This is a genomic window from Saccharicrinis aurantiacus, assembly GCF_947489045.1.
Classification (GTDB): domain Bacteria; phylum Bacteroidota; class Bacteroidia; order Bacteroidales; family Marinilabiliaceae; genus Saccharicrinis; species Saccharicrinis aurantiacus.
On sequence record NZ_CANLCN010000008.1, the window covers coordinates 173,428 to 196,552 of the forward strand.

Below are 23,125 nucleotides of genomic sequence, written 5' to 3' on the forward strand. Positions count from 1 at the left end.
CTAGGCATTTGGTATTTTAAGGTATTTTGACATTGTGATATTCGTCATCCAATTCGGGCAATAAATTCACCTAAATTATCGCCTTTTTGCAAGCTGAGTTTTTGGCGTAATCGGTATCGAGATGTATGGACGCTTTCTACTGAAATACCAAGTAATAAGGCCATATCTTTACTCGAGAAACTTAGTTTTATTAAAGCACACAATTTGTGATCGCGTTGTGTAAGCTCAGGAAATTGCTGACTTAAAGCATCATAAAAGCTTTGGTTGACATCGGTGAAACGAGCATTAAACGTATCCCAATCTTGTTTGCTATTGGTTTTTATTTGGCTAATAATACGTTTCGTACTTGTCGATTTTCCTTTGTTTTGCTCGTTTAAGTTATTTAGTTGTTCTTTAATACTTATTAGAAGCTCATCTTTCTCAATTAACTGTAGGGCAGATGCTGTTAGTTCTTTGTTTTTAATTTCTAATATTTCTTTATTCTTTTCTTCCTTTAAAAGTTGATCTTGTTTTAGTAATTGATTTCTATTTCTAAGATAGAAGAACATTATTGCGGCAATAATTAAGGTGGCAATTAATATAACGGTAAGTAATATATTTCTGAAAAACCACCTGTCTTTTTCGTACCTGGCATTAGTAAGCTGTGCTTCTTTCAATAACTCTTTTTGTTTTTCCTGCTCAATACGGTAATCATCTTTAATTTGTAAAAGCTTGCTATTATTAACGCTTCGAGCGCCAAATAAGCTATCATTAAGAGTACATCCTTTTTCGAGGTTATTAAAAGCTCTTATATGTATATTATTTTTGGAGTATAAATGGGCCAGTTTTTTATAAGCCTCTGGCAAAAAGTTTAAGTGGCTTTTATATATGTTGGCAGTTTTAATTGATTTTAGATAGTATTTCTCACTTAGCTTAAAGTTATTTTTTGCATCATAGATATCTCCTAAAAAAGAATAAAGTATCACGTTATACGAATCATTCCTTTCTTTAAATTCAGGTTCAATACTAAGTAATAACTCTTCGGCAACTTTAAGTTTACCAGAATGGTAGAATAAATAAGCTTGCTCTGCATTAATAAATCTCCGATTACCGCTGTAGGCCTTTATTTTATTTAGCACCATATTGCAGCTATCTAAATAAGCTTGGGCCAGTTTAAATTGACTTCTTTCTCTATGATAAATGGCCAAGGCATAGTAAGTACTATTTAATAACGATGATTGTGCCGATTCGCTTTCAAGCTGTTGTTTCTTAATTATTACTGCTTTATGGAAGTATCTTAGGGCTTCATCGTTTCGCTGAAATAAGGCATATAGCATACCCAACGAATCATATATTTTACCTTCCGCGCCGGAATTATTGGTTTTTTTGGTGAGGATTAAGGCTTCCCAAAGGGCATCATACGATTTAGTATAGTTAGCATTACTAGTGTATATTGATGACATATTGGTAAGGCAGTCAATTACTTTGCTAGTATCTCTTAAATTACTATACGCTTCCTTACATTGTTTAAGTAAAACAAGTGCGCTGTCTTGTTGCGTGTACTGTAAGCTTAGTGCACGGAAATACTTTTTATTAAGGTCGATATTGTTTTGTGCATTTAAGCCAATAAACGAACCTATTATCAGACACAGTAAAAAAGTATGGTGGTATTTACTAAATGTTTTTTGCATCAGATCAAAATTTATCCTGGTAAACAGGCTTGAAAAATATAGCTGTAATAACTCAAAAAAACACACCTAGTATCGAAATTTAGAATCTGAAATTAGTTGAGTTTTGACGAATAATTATTTAGCGAACTAATATAATGCTTTGTTCTATTTTATAATAGCAATGTAAGAATTAAATGAGCCTTTGTATAGGAGGTATATACGATTAATAAGGGGTGTAAAGCCATATGTCTAGTTGTTGTCTATAATTAAAAGTTTCGCGTTCAGAATAGTAGTTGTAGAATTGTATTTAAAGTTGATTGATTTATCAAGGGAGAATAATTCAACAAATTGTTCTTCTGATTTAAATAAGAAAAGCTGTAAATGTGATGATGAAAAATATACTATGCCTAATTACCATTTTACTTTTAGTAGCTTGTTCGTCGGAAACAAAATTCGAACGAAATCAAGATTTTAATTCGGGGTGGAGATTTTCGTTAAATTCAAACCAAAAAGCAAAGGAAATTGATTTTGACGATGCCAATTGGCGAAGTATTGATTTGCCTCACGATTGGAGTATTGAATTTCCTTTTGATACCATTAATGGCGAGGGTTGTGTTGGATACCTTCCGGGTGGCGAAGGTTGGTACCGAAAAACTTTTGATGTGCCTAAAGGAAAACAAGTAGCAATTGTTTTTGATGGTGTTTATAATCATTCGCAGGTATGGTTAAATGGCAAAGAAATTGGGCGACACCCCAATGGATATACTCCGTTCCATTACAATTTAACGCCCTACTTAAATATAGATGGCAAAAATAATACTATTGCGGTTAAAGTAGATAGAACACGTTTTGCCGATAGTCGTTGGTACCCAGGTTCAGGTATTTATCGTAATGTAGAATTGGTAGTTACTAATAGTCTGCATATTCCGGTATGGGGCACATTTGTAAAAGCCAATAAAGTATCACGTAATCAAGCAAAATTAGAAATAAACACCTCAATTGTTGATGCCGATAAGCTTAGTAAGAGTTTTGTTTTACAAACTCAGATTTATGATGACAGAGGAGTTCTAGTGGAATCAAACTCCGAGGATTGTGTAGTTGAGCCTAAGTCAACTCACGAATTTTCACAAATAATTCAGCTTACAAATCCTAAATTATGGAGTGTGGATTCGCCAACTTTATATACGGCGAAACATCAGATCATAGTATCCAATAAAATTGAAGATAGTTTTGAAACTACTTTCGGAATTAGGGATATACGTTTTGATGCCGATAAAGGGTTCTTTTTGAATGGCGAACCGATGAAAATAAAAGGCGTGTGTTTGCATCATGATGGTGGACTAGTAGGAGCTGCCGTTCCAAAGGATGTTTGGCGCCGACGATTGAATATTTTAAAGGATGGAGGTTGTAATGCTATACGAATTTCACACAACCCTGCATCTAATGAGTTTCTTGATTTATGTGATGAATTAGGTTTTCTTGTTCAGGATGAATTCTTTGATGAGTGGGATTATCCTAAGGATAAGCGTTTAAATATGAATGAGAGGCACAACGATTATATTACACGTGGTTCAGCGGAATATTTTCAAACCCATGCAGAGCGCGATTTAAAATCCACAGTATTATCGCATCGTAATCATCCATCTATTTTTCAGTGGAGTATAGGTAATGAAATAGAGTGGACCTACCCTAGGAATAAAAAAGCAACAGGCTTTTGGGATGCCGATTGGAGTGGTAATTATTTTTGGAATCCAACGCCTTTATCGCCCTCTCAAATTAAAGAACGTTATAACAAGCTTGATAGTAAAGAATACAATATTGGAGAAACTGCTCAGAAATTATCAGACTGGACCAAAGAGGTTGATACTACACGTCCAGTGGTGGCCAATTGCATTTTACCCTCGGCGAGTTATGTAACTGGTTATGCCGATGCTTTAGATCTTATAGGTTTTAGTTATCGCAGAGTAATGTACGATTACGGGCATAAATATTTCCCCAATAAACCATTAATGGGAACAGAAAACCTCGGGCAGTGGCATGAGTGGAAGGCCATTTTAGAACGAGATTTTGTGCCGGGGATGTTTATATGGACAGGTGTTGATTACATGGGAGAGGCCCACCATCGTTCAGATAATGATGTGCGCAGAAAAGGAACAAGTAGTGGACTGCTTGATTATGCAGGCTTTAAAAAACCATCGTACTATATGATGAAATCACTTTGGAGTGAAGAGCCTACCATTTTTATTTCAACGCAAAGTTTAGATAAGTCTCTTTATACCGTAGATGAAAAAACAGCTGATCTTAAAGATAAAAAGAAAGACGGGTGGAAACAACGTTTATGGGTTTGGCATAAAGTTAATAAGCATTGGAATTATGAGCATGGCGAACCCGTTGTGGTTGAGGTAATATCTAATTTGCCTGAGCTTGAATTGGTATTAAACGGACAATCATTAGGCAAACGTAGTTTGAACGAATTTGAGGATCGTATTTATAAATGGAAAGTTCCTTTTAATGCCGGAATCCTGGAGGCTGTTGGATATAGCAATAATCAAAAAGCGATAGGTTCAATTATTACAAGTACTGAGCCAACAAATATTGAACTGAGTATTGATAAAAAGAGCATGGATGCCAACTCAAACCAAGTGGCTCATGTGGTGGCACAATTGCTTGATGATGATGGTAACCCTGTATATAATAATGATAGAGTAATACATTTTAATGTGTCAGATGCTCTAAAGGTTTTAGGGGTGGATAACGGTAGTAATAAAAATTTCATGCCGTATCAGTCTAATGAGATCATGACACATCAGGGTAAGGCTTTGTTGGTTGTAAAAGTGCAAAAGGAGATGGATATGGCAACTATATCAGCCTATAGTAAACGGTTAAAAAGTAATCAATTAGAAATACAAATACATTAATAATTCACACAGTCAAATGGGATCATTTTAAAATGATGCCTAATAACTTTTATATTTATGAAACAAACTAAATTTATTGCTGTATTGAGCTTTGTTCTGTTAGCTTTAGCTCCTACAGCTTGTAAAACACAAACTCAGAATGAGGGCGGATTCCCGTTCATCTTACCTAAACAAAAACCAGATAGACAACTAAGTGCCGCCATGGAGCGTAATTATACCAATTATATGGCGCCACGTCCGGAGGATAATGAGTTATATTCGCAGTTTAAGTATACTGAACTTAAAGGGTTCGATTATAATGACCATAACGGAACAATTTCAAGAAGAGATCCTTCAAAAGTAATATTTGAGAACGGTAAATATTACGTTTGGTATACGAAGCGTGATACGCCAACCCCGCCTAAAGGTGCAGCTTTGTGTAATGATACCATTCCTTCAAGTGATTGGGATTTGGCTGATATTTTTTATGCCACAAGTAAAGATGGTTTCACTTGGGAAGAGCAAGGTGTTGCAGTGCCACGTCCGCCAAAACCACAAGTAGGTTGGCGTTCAGTAGCTACAACAGATATCTTAAAATGGAAAGGTAAATTCTATTTATATTATCAAGGATTTATGGAAGCGAGTGGTAAGCGTGGCGACGACTGTCCAGTGGCAGTTTCTTATGCCGATTCTCCAGATGGACCATGGACACCACATCCTGAAATTGTAATTCCTAATGGAGGAGAAGGTGAGTGGGATCAATATTCAATACACGATCCACACCCATTGGTTTATAAAGGAAAAATATATTTGTATTATAAGTCAGATTGCGATGGCGAGCCAAATTTAGTGCGCATGCAAGGTTTAGCTACAGCTGATAATCCATTAGGGCCTTTTACAAAGCACCCACTTAACCCTGTAATTAATTCAGGTCACGAAACTACTTTATTTCCCTTTAAAGAAGGGATAGCAGCCTTAGTAATCAAAGATGGTAACGAGCATTTTACAGTTCAGTATGCCAAGGATGGTGTTAATTTTGAAATAGCTGCAATAACAGAACTGATGCCAACAGCAGGAGGCCCATTTATACCCGATGCATTTACCGATACAAAAGATGGTAGAGGTATCACTTGGGGAATATCGCACCTTACAAATGTAACAAAGTGGTCAGAGAATCATGCTATTTTATTACGCTTTGATTGCGACCTAAGTCAAGATGTAGATGACCCGGGTATGAAGCATTTGTTTAATTATTATAAACCTGAGTTTTATTATAAGCATGGTTTAAATAAAAAGCAACGCGAAAGAATACAGGAGCAAACAGAAGCGCTTAAACGCTAGTTTAGATTGGATTAAGTTTTTATTTGAGGGTTTCGCTTTTGCGAAACCCTCTTTTTTTTGAGTATTTGTTGGTTTTTGGGGGGCTATTTCCTTTAGTATAGCGTTTTATCTAAGTTGATCTAAGGAAATTGAACCTTTGTAAAAGCTATAGAGGATAATTGGATCTTTAACTCTACATAGTTTACATTTGAGCAAAACATGACACTTATACTCAATTATGGTTCATTACAGGATGAAAACAAGGTGCTATTATGCTTACTTAATAAAATACCTTATTGCCATATTATTTATAGTAATTATCAGTAAAGGTGGTTATGCACAGGAGAGTATTAATTCTTGTGGTAAAAGTCTAATATCAAATAATTATAGTTACAGCTATTCAATCGGACAAATATTTATAGAACCTTCATCAATTGAAAACAATTCACAGTTTTTTACTTCGGGAGTACAATATTTTGAGTTTGTATCAATTCCAAATCAATCGGCACAGATCTCAGGTAAGAGCCTAAAGTTTAACTTATATCCTAACCCAGTTATATCACATCTTAATGTTAGTATTACTGATACTGACCTAGAGAATGCCGAACTATACTTATACAATTTTATGGGGGAAGTTATTTCAACTTATACCATGGATAGAAACCTTATATCTATTGATATGAGCAAATTTGCTAGTGGAGCATATATATTAAAAGTTACCAATAATGAGGATCAGGTTGCTTTTCGCAGATTCTTAAAGAAATAAATATTGAATTTATTTAAATCCTATTATGAATAGATTATTACGAATTAGTTTTTTAACTAGCTTATGTATTGCATTAACGTTAAATGCGCAGGTTCCTAATAGCTTTACATATCAGGCTGTTATTAGAATGGCTGACGGAAGTATATTGAGTTCAAGTTCTATTATTAAAGTTCAGATTAGTATTATTAATACGAGTGAGTTTGGTGAAGAAGTATATGTTGAAGACCACCTTACATCAAGCAACAAAAACGGACTCATAACTCTGGCAATAGGTGAAGGTAATATCCTTGTTGGTGATTTCTCACTAATTAATTGGACCGATGGACCTTATTTTGTAAAAACAGAGATTGATCCTTATGGAGGAGAGGATTATATACTAAGTTCAACAACGCAATTGCTTACAGTACCATATGCTATGCATGCTAAATCGGCTGAATTAGTTGAGTTTAATAATGTGATAGGTATGCCCGAATCTATCACAGGGAACTATAGCGACCTAATAGAGAAACCAAATATTAAAGATTCTATTACTATTTATACTTCTAATTTAGTTCCTATCCCGGAAGGAACCTCAGATGGAGACTTGTTGTATTGGGATAATAATAAATGGAATACTCTTGCAATGGGTTTAGATGGACAAGTTCTGTCGTCAGTAAGAGGTAAATTAGTATGGAAAGATCCTGTTGCTAGTTCTCCCACAGAAGGAAGTTTATATGAAAAGGGAGATGTTTTTTACGAGTATGGCGTACCTATAGGTGTGGTTATCGAATCTTCGCAAGTTGGACAGTATGCCAAGATCTTGTCATTATACGAATATACGGTAGCTTGGGATATTAATGGACATGTAGAATTGACCAATGCTGATAATGCTAATAATGGCATTTTAAATATGAATGTCATTAAGAACTCATCCAACGTAATTTCTTCTTATCCAGCTTTTTCTGTATGTGAAGAATTGGGTAATGGATGGTATCTGCCAGCTTTAAATGAACTTCTAACTATTACCGATAATCGAGAAGAGTTGAGTCTTAAGTTAGCGGAAACGAATGGTGCAACTTCCTTGAATGGGAAATTATATTGGACTTCAACAGAGGCCCAACAAACATTAGCTTTAGTTACTGTTTTGTCTGATACTACGATTACGATGACAGAAGAATTTTTTAATGTTTTTGAATTAGACTTTAGTCATCTGTTCGATGAAAATGGGACTATTCCTATTGATTTAAACCCAATGGGAAGTGATAGCTTATTTGTTGCAGGGAGTTCATTTAAGGCTAGGAAATATCAGCCCTTAAAAGTTCGTCCAATTAGATATTTATCTTGGGCAGAGATGAATAGTAAACCTGTTTCAAAAATAGAATATAAAATAGGAGATGTATATCCATCAATTGATAATGCAGAGGGAGTGGTTATCGAAATTTGGAACAGTGGTTTAAATGGTAAAATAATAGCTGCAAATCAAGATTCCTTAGCTTGGTCTTTAGAGAGTAGCCTGAATAATGCGACTTCATTGAGTGATGGGAGTATTAATAAAGCAGCTTTAAAAAGCTACGACATAACATTAACTACTTTTCCTGCTTTTAGGTGGTGTATTGATAAAGGCGAAAAGTGGTATTTGCCTGCACGTACCGAACTTATTTCGATTTACAATAACATCGAAAAAATTAATAACGGTTTAATGTCATTAAGTGGCGCTATAGAACTTAAAACAGGAGCGACAACCGACGATGTTCTGTATTGGTCTTCCTCGGAAATAAATGATACAAAAGCTTTCATAATCAACTTTAAAGAGTCTGGTGTTGAATACGGAGATAGTATCAAAACAAATAAAGCATTAGTTAGATCAATTAGAACCTTTTAAGAAAAAATAAATATTAAAATATGAAATGTATTTGTAATGGTACGTTAACAGAACTGCTTAATATCAAGCATGCATGTAGGTTTATACTAATAACTTTATTCTTATGTTTATTTCAACAAATAACTCAAGCTAGGAATAATTGGGACCAATCATTTAATAGCGTTTCAACTATCATATCGGGAGATGAAGTAATTATTCGAATGAAATTTAGGCAAGGCGATAATAAGTTTGGGCCTGTGGATGAGGATGGTTACATAGAAAGCATGACAGTAAGCGATAATAATGGTCGCACTCTGTTTACAACTAATGCTGGTGGCTGCAATGCAAATGAACAAATTGAACAAACATTATCAGGAGCCGATTTTAGGCGTAGGGGTTGGAAATCAAGTGATAGGTATTACTGGTTAGAGGTTGATTGGCATATAAAAACAGAGGATCTTAATGTAACAACAATTAGGGTTTCTGGAACTTGGGACGTAAATGGTATATATGGGACTGATGCTATAAGTGGGTCATATTCTGTGGATATTCCTGAGCTTAGACCATTAACAATCAATAGTAGTGCTTTAAATTTATCAAATAAATATACAACAATATCTTTTTCAAAAAGTGGTAGTAATAGCGATATAGAGAATAAAGGATCTTATAAATTATATTACGCCAATACAAATGATCTAGTTCCTAGTTCTTCGGTATCGGGAAGCACAATTACAATTCGTACCATTGAACAAAGTACAAAGCGTTATGAATTGCGTCATGAGTATCTGGCCAATGGAGGGAATTTAGATTTTACAGTAAAATCGAATGAGATTAAAGTGCCGGCTTTATCTTTACCTACCGATCCTAAAGCTAGTTTTGATGATGTGGAGAGAGTGGTTAATGTTTCTTTTGCAATGTCGTCATTACAAGGGTCTGCTGGTCAGGATTATTTAACCGATAATCTAATAGTTGAAAAATCACTAAAAGACTCTAATTTATGGTCGCTGATAGGTACTATAGATTATGATCCAAGCAAAATATTATATACTATTCAAGATAATTCCTTTGAAGGTGCAACAACCAAAAATACCTACACTTACCGAATGCGCAGGAATAGAGGGAGTACTTGGTATGATTGGATGGGAGTTAGTACAGATATATATATATCTACTGATCACAAAGATCTATTAAAAGCACCAACTGTTATATATGATAAGGTTGAACATCAGGCTACCATTACATGGGATACTCAAGGCGACTTATGGTCAAAGGGAAGTCAGTTTGTACTATCTCGTATTAACAGAACAACAAATAGTAAAGAAGACTTTATTTTAAAAGAGGAAGATCTAGATAGGGGTAATTACTCTGATAAAATGATAAATACATGTAATCGATATTATTATGAGCTAAAAGTTGTACCCGGAGGTTTGTATAATGTTAGCAACTCTTTATTTACAGGTGAAATATTTCCGCAGGATATTGGGGATTTATCAACTTTAGAGGTTTCAAAAGGATATTTTTCTGATAGAACAGAAATGCGTTGGACCTCCAAAGGACCGTTTCAAGGTTTTATTATACAACGTAGAGAACACAATTCATCGAATGATTTTAAGCAAATAAGTGATGTTACTGCCTCATTGGCTTTAGAAGAATATTTATATACTGATTATAGTGGACAGGCAGGAATATTATATGATTATCGTATACTGGGTACTGTAAATTGTGCTGATTCTGCTTTATATGCTAATCCGTTAACAGATTTAGGTTTTCGTACACCTTCAGGAGATATTTACGGAAGGGTTACCTTTGAGAATGGCCAAGCTGAGGAAGGGGTAGAAATCAATGTTACTACAGAGGCAGAAATCAGTTCGCAGAGTTTAAGTTTTAGAGCTTTGGGTATGGCAACGGTTAATAATGGTAATTTATTACTTGAAAATACCGATTCAATAACAGTGCAAGCCTATGTGTCTCCTGATGCAACAGATGGTACAATTTTATCTAAGGTTGGTATGTACGAATTAGGAATACAAAGTGATGCATATTACTTTACTGCCGGAGGTAAAACAGTAATTGTCACAGATGAGAACTTAAAGGCTAGTGTTTTAAAGGCAAATAGTGCGTGGGTACATTTAACAGGTGTTTATACGGGCAGTAAGACCCAAATCTATATAAATGGTAATTTTATCTCGGAAGTAATCGGGTCTACAACTATTACAGGTAATACTAATCAACTTAAACTAGGAGATAATAACTTCAAAGGTAAAGTTGATGAAGTACGTATATGGAATATTCCATTAAGCGAAGAAACTATAAAGAGGGATTATAACCGCTATATAACTGGAGATGAAACAGGTTTGATTGCGTATTATAACTTTAATTATGCAACCACTAATGAGTTTTATGATACGTCTTTTTCAGGCTCTAGATATAACGCTAATCATGGTAGGCAAAGCGATGTTTTTATAAGTAGCAATACGCCTACAGAAGAACAGCTTGGCTATAAGGTAGTAACCAGACTTGATGGTAGTTATGAAGTGCGTTCTATTCCTTATGTTGGGAATGGTACTGCTTACTACATTGTTCCAACCTTGGGAATCCATAGGTTTGAATCTGAAAAAGAAATCAGGTTTATAAGTGAACAAGCCCAGAGTCACACAGTTAATTTTATTGATAAATCTTCTTTTACTGTAAGTGGAATAATTACTTATACTAACTCTATTATTCCTGTGGAGGGAGTTAACTTTACTGTAGATGGTAAAACAGTGGTTAAATCAAATGGCATTCCTGAGACAACTATGGCTGACGGTACATTTTCTATAATGGTACCTGTGGGTATTCATGAAGTTAAAGCTGTAAAGCCTTATCATGTTTTCGAGAATGATGGAAAGGTTACAAATTCTAGTGGTCAGAACTTAAATTATCAGGATGATAGATCAAATGTACTTCTTAAGGATAGTACTACAGTAAAATATATAGGTCGTGTCTCAGGAGGAAGTGTTCAAGAGGCATACCCTTTGGGGCACTCATTATCAATAAACAATCTTGCAGATGATATAACAGTAACTCTAAAGCATCTTAAAGTAGAAACATTAAGTTATAACGATTCTTTAAGTGTTGAATCACATTTTAAACCATCTAAAGCAACTAACTCACATACAAATTTGGTTGAGTATATTAATAATGAAGTTGTAATTCATGTAAATGATACTACTGGTGAATTTGTGGCTAATGTAATCCCAGAACAGTTTACTGTAAAAGTAAATGCTGGTACACATCATGTTGATATTCCAGGTTCAGGAGGATCAATTAACCTTACTCAACAATTTATTGATCAGTCTGTGAGAAATGAATATGTTGATTCTACAGAAGTTGATGGTGTTATGGAGTATCAACAATACTCGGATACAGTTTTTTATAATTTTGCCCAAAAATTTATTAAACGATATGAACCTGAAATTAGAGTAAATCAAGTAAATGGTTCAGGTAATGTTTTGCCTTATTTCGGAAATGATACTGTATTAATTCCGAATATGTTGCAAGAAGAGGTTAAGGTGCCACTTTATAATAGCGAATCAGATTCATACACATTCGAAAAACCAGTTTATGTTCAAGATCAGAGTTATAAGATTAAACTGGAGGTGTTTGAGAAATATGCACATTATTCAGGCGATGTAATTTCGAGTACTGATGAAGTTCCAACTCAAGATGCAATCTTTAAGTTCAATAACGAATTAGCTAATAATGATAATAAGGATGCAGAAGTAGTGGCTGATTCAGTTGGGGTTGCTTTTTATACATTCTCGGGTAGCGATCCTGAAATTACTTCGGGTATTCGTACTATGAATCTTAAAGTAACTTATGGTGATGATGCCGCTCCTACGTCTATTGATTGGGAACATCCAGTATTTTTCACCAATGGTGAAGCTTATGTTTTGGGAGCTCACCAAACAGGTACCGATTTTGTTACAGCAGGTCCTGATAAAGTATTGAGTGTATTGAGAGATCCACCGGGGTCAAATAGTTATGCATATCTTGAGAAAGGAATTTCGTTTGAAGAATCATCTACTTATACGGGTTCAATAAAAAACTCTGGAAATGAGGATTTTACATTAGGGGTTAAGGCAGAAATTGTAACCTGGACAGGTGTTGGAGCAGGAGTAATTCTTAAAACTCTTGAAACTAGTTCTGGTGCTACGGTGGGTATTATCCATGAAGAGGAATACCAGGGACAGGATACTAAGAAAACAACCACAAAAACAACTACTCGTTTTCAAACCAGTGCAGATCCTTATTTTGTTGGTGCTGACGCGGATTTGTATATCGGATATTCAACTAATATAAGTTTTGGTTCTACTCAGAATGTAACAATTGTGCCATTGTCTAAATTGGATGCTTACACCGGGACGCATTATAAAAAAGTTGGAGATTGGGCAATTGTATATGCTGAGGGTAGAAGTATGTCTCAATCTTTTAACACACTATTTGCATATCCTCAAATACATATTGAAGAAAAGCTAATCCCTCAGTTTGAAAACATCCGAAACGATATACTTAAAGAAAGTATGGGTTTTTCCATAGCAGAACTACAAGCTGCGGCAGATGCTCAGGGTAAAGTATTTTATTATTCTTACTTGCCAGAATCGAGTCCTGATTTTGGTAAAGTTAATGAAGATGAGAGTATTTTAGATAAAACCTTAGGGGATGCGGATGACATATTTGATGGGCCGAGTTATAAAATAATTTATCCAACAAATAACCCTAGTCTATCAGTAGCAGATACAATAGTTTATCTGAATCAATCCGTTGAACAATGGAAAGCTAGAATGGCCGATAATGAGAAAGCCAAGGTTGAAGCAACATTATTGCAAAATTACTCTTTTCACGGAGGTTCTAATGTTGATTATAGTGAGTCGTATTCTACAACTAAGTCACATCAGAGTACCTTTTATGTAAATATTGGTGGTAAAATATCAAATGATAGTCAAATAGGAAGTGGTACCGGACCAAAAACTAAATTTTCATTTTCAGAATCAATAGAAACTAAGCATGGAGGTACATTTACATCTGAAACTAGCGCAGAACACTCAAAAGGTTTTGTATTAGCAGAAGATGGTGGTATCGATTATTTGAGTGTTGATGTATGTTACGAAGCAGGATATAGTAAAGGTGATGAGGAATATGAAACAGATGGGAATGGAGGATTTGTTGAAGAAAGTAATATAATTAATAAATCATATTACCCTTCATTTATTTTTAAAACTAAAGCAGGTTCCACTTCTTGTCCTCACGAGGAAGCATATGTAACTAGGTTTTTTGAACCTGGTCAGCATCTCATTAGTGAAGCAACAAAACGTATAGAGGTTCCTGAAATAGATATGGAGGTAAAGTATGTTGAGAATGTTCCCTCTGGAGAAAATGCACAGCTTAAGTTATACCTTAGAAATAACTCCGAGTCATACGATGATGTTGTATTTGATTTAAAAACTATAGAAGCCTCGAACCCTGACGGAGCCAAATTTTCGATTGATGGTAGTGGTATTGGTAATGGTCGAACTTTTTTAGTTCCGGCAGGCGAAACACTAATTAAAACACTTGAGGTTGGCAAAGGAAGAGCATTAAATTACGATGATTTACAGTTGATATTGCAATCGCAATGTCAGTATGATCCTACAGATTCTCATACCGACATTGCGGATACATTAACTTTTACGGTTCATTTTATTCCTTCGTGTACCGATGTAAGTATCTCAAAACCAAATAATAATTGGACTTATAATACCAAACTACCAACTACTAAAGTGGATGGTATTGATAAGCATTATATGGAAGTAATAATGGATGAGTTTAATGTGAATTATGATAATTTTGGTTGGATAGCACTTCAATATAAATCAGCTTCTCAGTCAGATGATGATTGGGTAAATCTAATGAGTTATTATAATGATTCAACAAGGTTTAATGAAGCTATTGAAAATGGCTTTAATGCAAAAATGATAGATGCAGTTGATGCAGGTGTTATTAGATATAACTTCTTTATGGATGATTTGCCTGATCAACGTTATGATTTGAGGGCTGTTTCTGTTTGTGTAATTAATAATGAAGAAGTTCAAAATACTTCAGAATCCCATAGTGGTATAAAAGATATGTATAACCCGAGACTTTTTGGAGTTGCACAGCCTGCCAATGGAATTTTAACTATAAATGATGAAATAAGGCTAAATTTTAACGAGACTATTGCAGATGGATTACTTACCATCAATAACTTTCAGGTTACAGGTATTCGTAATGGCGCTATTACAGATCATTCTGTTGCTATTCATCTTGATGGAGATAATGATTTTATGGCATCTGAAGTTGAACGAAATATGTCTTCAAAAAATATTACCGCTGAATTATGGGTGAAGATTGATGAATATCAAGATGCTACTTTACTAAGTCAGGGTAATATAAATGAATCAATCGAACTTGCCATTACAAAGGATAAGTATATTGAAGTTACCATTGGTAATAGTATAATAAAGAGTTCTAATACTGTTCCTTTAGAGTTAGGAAGTTGGGCACATATTGCACTACAGTATGATAACGAAGGTTATGTTTCAGCCTTCTTTAATTACCAAGAAGTGATTAGTATGGCGCCAATTAATTATTATAATGGTATTGGCAACCTTATATTAGGTAAATCTATATCAACAGGTACAAATTTCCTTAAAGGTCAGATTGATAATGTTCGTATTTGGGATGATCTTCTTTCATCACGTGAATTACAGCTAAATAGTTTAGCGCAATTGTCGGGTAACGAAACTAGCTTAATGGCATATTACCCAATTGAAGAAGCTCGTGGAACCTTAACACAAGATAAGGCAAGAGGAGCAACTCTGGTGCTAGACGGTTGTATTTGGTCTACTCCAGAGGGAAGGGCAGTAAGCTTTGATGGTTCGAATGATAAACTTCAAATTAATACAGGAAGTTCTGCTGTTATTGATGAAACAATGGACTATACACTCGAGTTTTGGTTTAGTGCAGATCCCAACCAATCTAATGCAACTATGCTTTCTAATGGTAGAGGAGATGGTACCGATCTAGGTGGTTCAAAGAATTTATTTGCTGTTGGTTTTGAATCAGGTAAACTAACTTACCAGAACAATGCTTATAAGTCTATAGTTGAGGGTAATTATATGGACAATAAATGGCATCATTTCACTATAGCCGTAAATAGAACTTTTGGAAGGGCTCAAATAATTATTGATGGAGAGGTGAAATCATTTTTTGATGCCAATGAAATTGGTGGTATAGCTTCAGCTCATATGAACTTAGGTGCCAGATTATGGACTCCAGAAGGCCAAGCAACATTATCTAACGAAGATCAATATTTCAAAGGTAAGATTGATGAATTGCGTATTTGGAACCTCTATCGTAATGAGGATATTATTAGCGCAACAAATAATATACAGTTGATTGGGGATGAAATGGGCTTATTGGCATATTATCCGTTTGAGCATTATATAAATTGGCAAGGAAACCAAGAGTTACAGTTTAGTTTAGAAGATCAGCGTGTTCAAAGTAATGACAATGCATCTGTTCCTGCGGCCATTAATTATGGGGCAGTTGAAATAACAGATATTCCTTCTGTAAAAGGAAGAGGGCCTGTTTCAAACCTAAATTACAACTTTGTTGTTAATGACGATGCATTAATTATTTCATTAGAAGAACCTTTGTCTCGTATTGAAAACTCAATTATAACGTTTACGGTTGATGGAATAAGAGATATAAATGGTAATGAAAATATTTCGCCAATTATATGGACCGCCTATATTGATAGAAATCAATTGGTGTGGAGTGAGACCAGTTTAAATATAAGCCAAAAGGTTAATTCATCAACAAAGTTCGAAGTACTGGCAGTTAATAATGGAGGTACAGTTCAAAAGTTTAATGTAGATAATATCCCAGCATGGTTAAATGTAACACCATCTAAGGGCTCTATTAATCCTAATAGTTCAGAAACCTTACAGTTTGAAATTCATGAAGGATTAAATGTAGGAACATATGATGAGGTAGTTTATTTAGTAAACTCAGAGAATGTATCAGAGCCCTTAGAGTTGATTGTTACAGTAACCTCAGAACAGCCCGATTGGAATATAAACCCAGCCGAATACAAATACAATATGTCGGTGTTCGGGAAATTACGATTCAATAATATCTACTCTTCAGATGAAGGAGATTTAATAGCAGCCTTTAGAGATGGAAAATGTATTGGAGTTACTGCTTCAAAATACAACAGAGATCTTGAAGCTTGGTATGTAATGCTCACTTTATATAGCAATAGCATAACGTTTGATGATGTAGAGTTTAGAATGTGGGACTCAAGTACAGGAATTACTTATCTGGCAGATCCAGGTCGCACTATAAATTTTGCTAACAATTCAGTTGTTGGAAGCTTAGATGATTTAGTAATATTTGATGCTAAAGATTTGGTTTATCAGAATATACACCTATTGGAAGGTTGGAACTGGATTTCTTTTAATGTTGCTACAGAACGTTTAAATTCTATTGATAAGGCATTAAGCAATATGGTATGGAATACCTCTAGCTTCTTTAAATCAGAATTAGACAATATAAGTGCCAACTATTCAGTGGCGGAATCGCGTTGGGTGATTGAAAAACCATTGGAACTGGGTAACAAAACAATGTATAAATTATCTACGGATAAAGTGCAAACTATTAATTTGTTGGGTGAGAAAGTATTACCTAGTTCAAATAGTATTAATGTAAACGCAGAAGAATGGAATTATATATCTTATGTTCCAACCGTTAGATTAACTATTGAAGAGGCTTTGGCATCATATGATGCACAAATAAATGATGTGATAAAATCGCAATATGGTTTTGCTATGTATACAAATAGTGTAGGTTGGGTAGGTAACTTAACTTACTTAGAGCCAGGTGTAGGATATATGTTATTCCGTAACGGATCTAATAGTACCAGTTTTGTGTATCCTAATAATCAAGGCTCACTTAGTGTGAAGAATACAAAACTTGATATGATAAAAGATGTATATGTGAGCAATCAATACCCAACTAATATGAATATGGTTGCCATTGCTAATATTCCTCTATTTTTAGATGATAAGATTATCACATATTTAAATGGTGAAGTAAATTCTACTTCTACAGTTCAGGATATCAATGGTGAGTTAATGAGCTTTATAACAACTAGCGGTAATAAGAACGAGGATATTAAATATGCACTTGAGAGAAATGGAGAAACAATCGCATACTCTGTTACAAAGGATTCTTACAAAAGTAATTCGGTTACAGGTTCAATTGATCAACCATTAGTTATTCATTTTGAAGATGAAATTATTGAAGGTGTTGAGGTTAAGGTCTACCCGAATCCAATAGAAAGCGTAGTTACTATTGATATTGATCAAGATAATATTGAAACAGTGGATGTGCGGATATTAAATATTGCTAGTCAAACGATGATTCATAAGGAATTTACTTTAAAACAAGAACATCGATTTATATCAACTATTGATTGTAAAGACTTACAGCCAGGTATTTACTTTGTTGTGGTAAAAGTAAATGGTATAAGAACAGTAACTAAAGTTAAGAAGATTTAAGGTGCAATGTTCAAGAGCTCTGAAGGTTTAGAGTTCTTGATTCTAATCTAAAAAATAAGACCATGAAAATATTTAAATTAAGTATTCTAATAGGATTCATATTAATAGTAGGGTGTAGTAAAGACTCAGAATCATTTAACACCTATTCAACACCAAGTTGGGCTATATCGTCAATAAATAATTTGCCCAATAGCTTTACAGCCATTGTTGGTATTCCTGATAACATTAGTAAATATGCCTCTGATCAGGATATGGTAAGTGCTTTTATTGGAACAGAGTGCAGAGGGCTAGGTAATTTAGTAGAGGGTAAGGATAGTACAAAGAGGGTGTATTATATTACCGTTAGAGCATCTGATACCGAAGATCAACAGATTACTTTTAGGTATTATAATGCAAGTCTCTCTTATTTGTATCATGCAAATAATACTGTTGCTTTTGAGAGTGATGCAACCTATGGCACCTTTGATAATCCAGTAATTTTAGAATTGGTACAACAGTAAAAATTGTTTTAACACCTTGATTAACTTTTATGAAATTAAAATATAAAGTAAAAATCGCGATTCTAGTATTGGTAGTATTCTGTGACAAAACTTATGCACAAAGTGTGGATAATGTTACACCTTCGGATTCACTTAAAGCCAAGCAGAAGTTTATATTTGAACCATTAGGGTTTAAGCAAAATATTTATATTGATGGAGGTTTAGGTACTCAAATCTTATTTTCACAAGATGTCGGTAATCTTCAGTTTAATGATCGGTTTACACCGCAGTATACATTCGGAATAGGAAAGTGGTTTACTCCATTTTGGGGTTTGCGATTAAATTTTCAAGGTTACGAATTAAATGGATTTAGTACAGTTGATGGTTTGTATACAGCCGATCCTCAGGAGGGAATAATATATGGTAATAATGATCCAGTACGTAATTACGTAACGATTCATGAGAATGGTAGTTATCGACATTTTATTAGATATATTAATGCAGGTGTTGATTTTCAGTTTAGTGCTTTTAATCTTTTTGCAGGTTATAAAAATAAGCGTAAGTGGGATGTTGTTCCTGCGCTAGGGGTAAGTGTGATGAGTGTGTTAGACTATAAAGGAATTCCAGCAACAACATCGCTTGCTTTTAATGCCGAATTAATGGGCAAATATAAACTGAATAAACGCTTACATGTTAATTTAAAGGTTAATATGTCAACTTTTCCAGATCAGTTTGAAGGCCGTATAGCCGGAAAAGCGTACGAAAGTATGGCAAGTGCTAGTATAGGTGTTTCTTACTTTTTTAAAGACAGTGGTTTTAAGCGTATTTCCAATAATACAAATGTATCCTCTACAAAGGATATAAATAGAATTGATACCATTTACCAGGTAATTAATAGAATAGATACTGTGTATTTGATTAAAGAAGCACCATTTGTATTAGCTCAAGGGATAATAAGAGACATAAAGGTACAGTTTGAGGTAAAATCATTAGATATATCAGAGGAATCTGAGGTGGATAAACTAAAAGAGTTATCATTGTTCTTAAAAAATAATCAAGATGTAATTGTGCGAATTGAGGGCCACACTTGCGACTTATCTTCAGATGCAGAAAATAGAAAGCTAGGCATGGAAAGAGCACTTATAGTTAAGCAATTGTTAATGGATTATGGAGCTCCAGAAGACCAGCTGCTAACAGTGAGTAGATCATTTGAAGTACCAATAGCCCCTAATAATAATGAGGAGAATAGAGCCAAGAACCGTAGAGTCGAGATCAAGGTGGTTCATTAGAATTTATATTTGTAGCTCTAAAATCTCAATAAATAAAAACAACCTCATAAAGATGACAAATTCTTATGAGGTTGTTATTCTTATGGATGTTATTTATAGACTATTCAATCTCCTGAATTCTACTTGAATTAACAAACAAAGTATCACCAATACTATCAAAGCCATTAAAAAGCTCAATGCCTTGTTTTTTGAGCTGTTCGCCTCTGAAGCCAATAATACAAAATCCAGCATCGGCGCTACGCTGATTAATGGTGGTTTTAATGTTCGTTTCTTCTTCAATCGGAATTATCTCCACATTATTTAAAGTAATGGGTAATCTTCCATCTTGTATCAGTTGTTTTATTTCTAGCTTATTGCTTTCTATTGATTCGCTAGCACAAACATTGAATATTTTAATATGACTTTTTTTCCAGTCGGGATGTGCCAGAATAATAATTCCTAATAAAATCATTAGGTTGGCATTTTTAAAATCAATGGCTCTTACCCATACATGAATTCCACCATTGTAGCGCGTGTTTTTACCCGAATCACAGAAAACACAAACATCGTAATTACCCGCTCTAGTAAGATTTATATTATCGAGGATGCTATTCAGTTCGCCCGGGTTTTTACGCATATATTCAAATATTATGGTATTATTTTCCATCCCCGAAATACTTGGGGTTTGAATACTTTGTGCAATAGCTGTAGTGTACGATGGCGAAATCATGGAAGCGATGTATAAATTATCACCATCAAGCTTTTGCCTTTCTATTAAACGATGTGTAATGGCATCGGCTTCAGCTTTAGTAGCTTTTGAATAATAACCCTTAAGGTGATGAAAATAAGTGCCGAATCCATGTTTGTATGATAGCCAACTCATTAAATCAAATATTTTAGTACGTTCCAATGAGTTTGGTGAAATACAAATTGCTGAAGGTCGCCATTCTTCTTTCTCTGGACTTTCGTTTCTCATATTTTGGATAAAAACATGAATCCGTCGGTTTATTTGGAATAAAGCGCCTAAAAAAATCTTTTGTAGTCCGCCTCTGTTCTTATGCACCTTATTAAGGTAAAGGTATATGGCAATGATAAACGAATATGCAGCAATTGTATAGCCTGCATTTATTTTAAACATAACCCATATTGAGAGTACAAATCCCATTAAGGATAAGTACCATTTAGATTTAAATGAAGGGCGATAGGATGGTGATGCTCCAAAGTGGTTCAAAAAGGAGATTAAGCACAATGCTCCATAAGTAATCATAAAGAACATAGAGATAATCTCGGCAACAAAATTTACGTTTCCTGCCAATACAAAAACAACGGCAATAAGCAAAGTTATTAGCGAGGCATTATATGGTTCGTTTGCAGCACCCTTCCCTTTAGAAAGGAAGTGATTCAGTTTTGCCGATGGAAAACTTTTATCATTGGCCAGCGCTTGCAATGTGCGTGGAGCTACCAAAACAGAACCAATAGCTGACGAAATGGTAGATGCACCTAATCCAAACGGGATAATGATGGATCCGAAAATGGCAATGTTAGCCATAGATAATTGTACACTTGTGAGTTCTTCGGCCGAAGCAGATATTGAAAGCTTATAAATAACGAACACGTACATTACCATACCAATTAAGGTTCCCCAAATGGTTCCTCTGGGAATTGATTTCTTAGGCTCCTTTAGGTCTCCACTGAGTCCAACACCTGCTGTCATTCCGGTAAAAGCCGGAAAACAGATAGCAAAAATGGTGTAAAAGTTTTTTGAATTTTTAAAATCAAAATTAGAACCATAATCACCCGAAGCAAAAAAATCTGTTGAACCGAGAAAGAATAATGCTAAGGAAACAAACAAAATGGCCACAATTATGTATAGTGCTTTAAGGCCTATATTGGCACCTTTCTTTAAAATTAATACGCCTAAAATTAGTAGTGAAGGAACACTAATGACTTGGCGTGGTAAATTAAGATCGAATGTTTGGCTTAACCATGAAAATACAGGTTCAAAGGCCTCAGTAAATGCAATTACGTAAAAAGCTACGCTAATGGCTTGCGATAGGTAAAGGGCAAAGCCAATTGTGGCGCCAATATTTAAGCCAAATGAACGCGATATTATAAAATATTCTCCACCACCTTCAACCCTTGTATTCGTAGCAATTTCAGAAATAGCTAAGGCTGTAGGTAAGGTAATTAAATGTCCTAATAATACAATTAATAAAGCCCCAAAAAAGCCTAAAGACCCAACTGCATAACCAAATCTCAGAAATAAAATGGCTCCTAGAATAGTGGATATAGCTGTAAAAAAAACGGGTGCGGTTCCTAATTTCGAATTACTACTCATGGTTAAAAAACTATATTGTAATGGTACGTTTATTTATCAAATTGCTTGGCTTTTTCCCAAATGATATCCATTTCTTCTAGACTCATTTCTTTTAAATCCTTGCCCTTACTAATGGTTTCTTTCTCAAGATAATTAAAGCGTTTTGTAAATTTCTTATTGGTGCGCTCTAAAGCTGTTTCAGGGTCAACACCGTATAAACGAGCAGTATTAATTAATGAGAAGAATAAATCACCAAATTCGGCTTCAATTTTATCTTGATCTCCATTAATTATTTCATCTCTTACTTCATTTATTTCTTCGCTTACCTTATCCCAAACCTGCTCTTTGTGCTCCCAATCAAAACCAACACCACGCACTTTATCCTGTATTCTATTGGCTTTAATCATGGCTGGCAATGATTTTGGCACACCCTCAAGTACCGACTTGTTACCACCTTTTTCTTTTAGTTTTAGGCGTTCCCAATTTTCTTCAACTTCTTTTGAATTGGCTACTTTGGTATCTGAAAATATATGCGGATGGCGATAAATAAGTTTCTTATTTAGCGATTTAATAACACTTTCAATATCAAAGGCTTCTTTTTCTTCGCCAATTTTGGCATAAAAAACTACATGAAGTAAAAGGTCGCCAAGCTCTTTTTTTATAGATTCATCATCTCCTTCTAAGATGGCATCTGCAAGTTCATAGGTTTCTTCAATGGTTAAATTTCGCAGGCTCTCATTGGTTTGTTTCTTATCCCACGGGCATTCAACTCGTAATTTATCTAAAATATCTAATAGCTCCTTAAAAGCATTTAATTTACCTGTTGTCATGTTATAATTAATTCAAATTATTGTTACACGAAATAACAAAAGAAATACTGTATAAGCAAAGCTTAGGCAGATATTTAGGTGCTTGCCTAATAGTTTATATTTGTATCGAAATTATTAGATAAATGTCCATCCGATTAAG

General features: G+C 34.6%; 10 protein-coding genes. 7 read left to right on the forward strand and 3 right to left on the reverse strand.

The genetic code is table 11. The features are described from left to right. Positions 1 to 44 precede the first annotated feature (44 nt). A complete protein-coding gene (locus QMO11_RS11410; RefSeq protein ID WP_282037412.1) occupies positions 45 to 1,670 on the reverse strand; it encodes a tetratricopeptide repeat protein in 1,626 nt (541 codons plus the stop codon). Positions 1,671 to 2,035: 365 nt separating this feature from the next. Here QMO11_RS11410 and QMO11_RS11415 point away from each other — a divergent pair, with 365 nt between their 5' ends. The 7 genes from QMO11_RS11415 (at position 2,036) to QMO11_RS11445 (ending at position 19,860) form a co-directional block, all read left to right on the forward strand. Next, positions 2,036 to 4,567 (forward strand): glycoside hydrolase family 2 TIM barrel-domain containing protein, encoded by a 2,532-nt coding sequence (locus tag QMO11_RS11415; RefSeq protein ID WP_282037413.1) that lies wholly within the window; start codon positions 2,036 to 2,038, stop codon positions 4,565 to 4,567. 57 nt (positions 4,568 to 4,624) lie between these two features. Then, positions 4,625 to 5,887 carry a glycoside hydrolase family 117 protein gene (locus QMO11_RS11420; protein WP_282037414.1) on the forward strand — a complete coding sequence of 421 codons (1,263 nt, stop codon included), beginning with the start codon at positions 4,625 to 4,627 and terminating at the stop codon, positions 5,885 to 5,887. Positions 5,888 to 6,119: 232 nt separating this feature from the next. Next, entirely contained in the window at positions 6,120 to 6,632 is a 513-nt protein-coding gene (locus QMO11_RS11425) for a T9SS type A sorting domain-containing protein (protein ID WP_282037415.1), read from the forward strand. A gap of 25 nt (positions 6,633 to 6,657) precedes the next feature. After that, on the forward strand, positions 6,658 to 8,493 hold the full coding sequence (locus QMO11_RS11430) for a hypothetical protein (RefSeq protein WP_282037416.1): 1,836 nt from the start codon (positions 6,658 to 6,660) through the stop codon (positions 8,491 to 8,493). A 20-nt stretch (positions 8,494 to 8,513) separates the two neighbouring features. Continuing rightward, complete coding sequence (locus tag QMO11_RS11435; RefSeq protein ID WP_282037417.1) at positions 8,514 to 18,092, forward strand: LamG-like jellyroll fold domain-containing protein; 9,579 nt, start codon at positions 8,514 to 8,516, stop codon at positions 18,090 to 18,092. 62 nt (positions 18,093 to 18,154) lie between these two features. Further along, on the forward strand, positions 18,155 to 18,592 hold the full coding sequence (locus QMO11_RS11440; protein ID WP_282037418.1) for a hypothetical protein: 438 nt from the start codon (positions 18,155 to 18,157) through the stop codon (positions 18,590 to 18,592). Between the two features lie 29 nt (positions 18,593 to 18,621). Continuing rightward, on the forward strand, positions 18,622 to 19,860 hold the full coding sequence (locus QMO11_RS11445; protein ID WP_282037419.1) for an OmpA family protein: 1,239 nt from the start codon (positions 18,622 to 18,624) through the stop codon (positions 19,858 to 19,860). 100 nt (positions 19,861 to 19,960) lie between these two features. Here QMO11_RS11445 and QMO11_RS11450 read toward each other — a convergent pair whose 3' ends face one another. Together QMO11_RS11450 and mazG are read right to left on the reverse strand one after the other, a co-directional pair. Next, positions 19,961 to 22,177, reverse strand: coding sequence for an amino acid permease (locus QMO11_RS11450; protein WP_282037420.1), 2,217 nt, complete (start codon positions 22,175 to 22,177; stop codon positions 19,961 to 19,963). 29 nt (positions 22,178 to 22,206) lie between these two features. Then, positions 22,207 to 22,986: a nucleoside triphosphate pyrophosphohydrolase gene (mazG, locus tag QMO11_RS11455; protein WP_282037421.1), complete on the reverse strand. Its 780-nt coding sequence runs from the start codon at positions 22,984 to 22,986 to the stop codon at positions 22,207 to 22,209. Between the last annotated feature and the right edge of the window lie 139 nt (positions 22,987 to 23,125).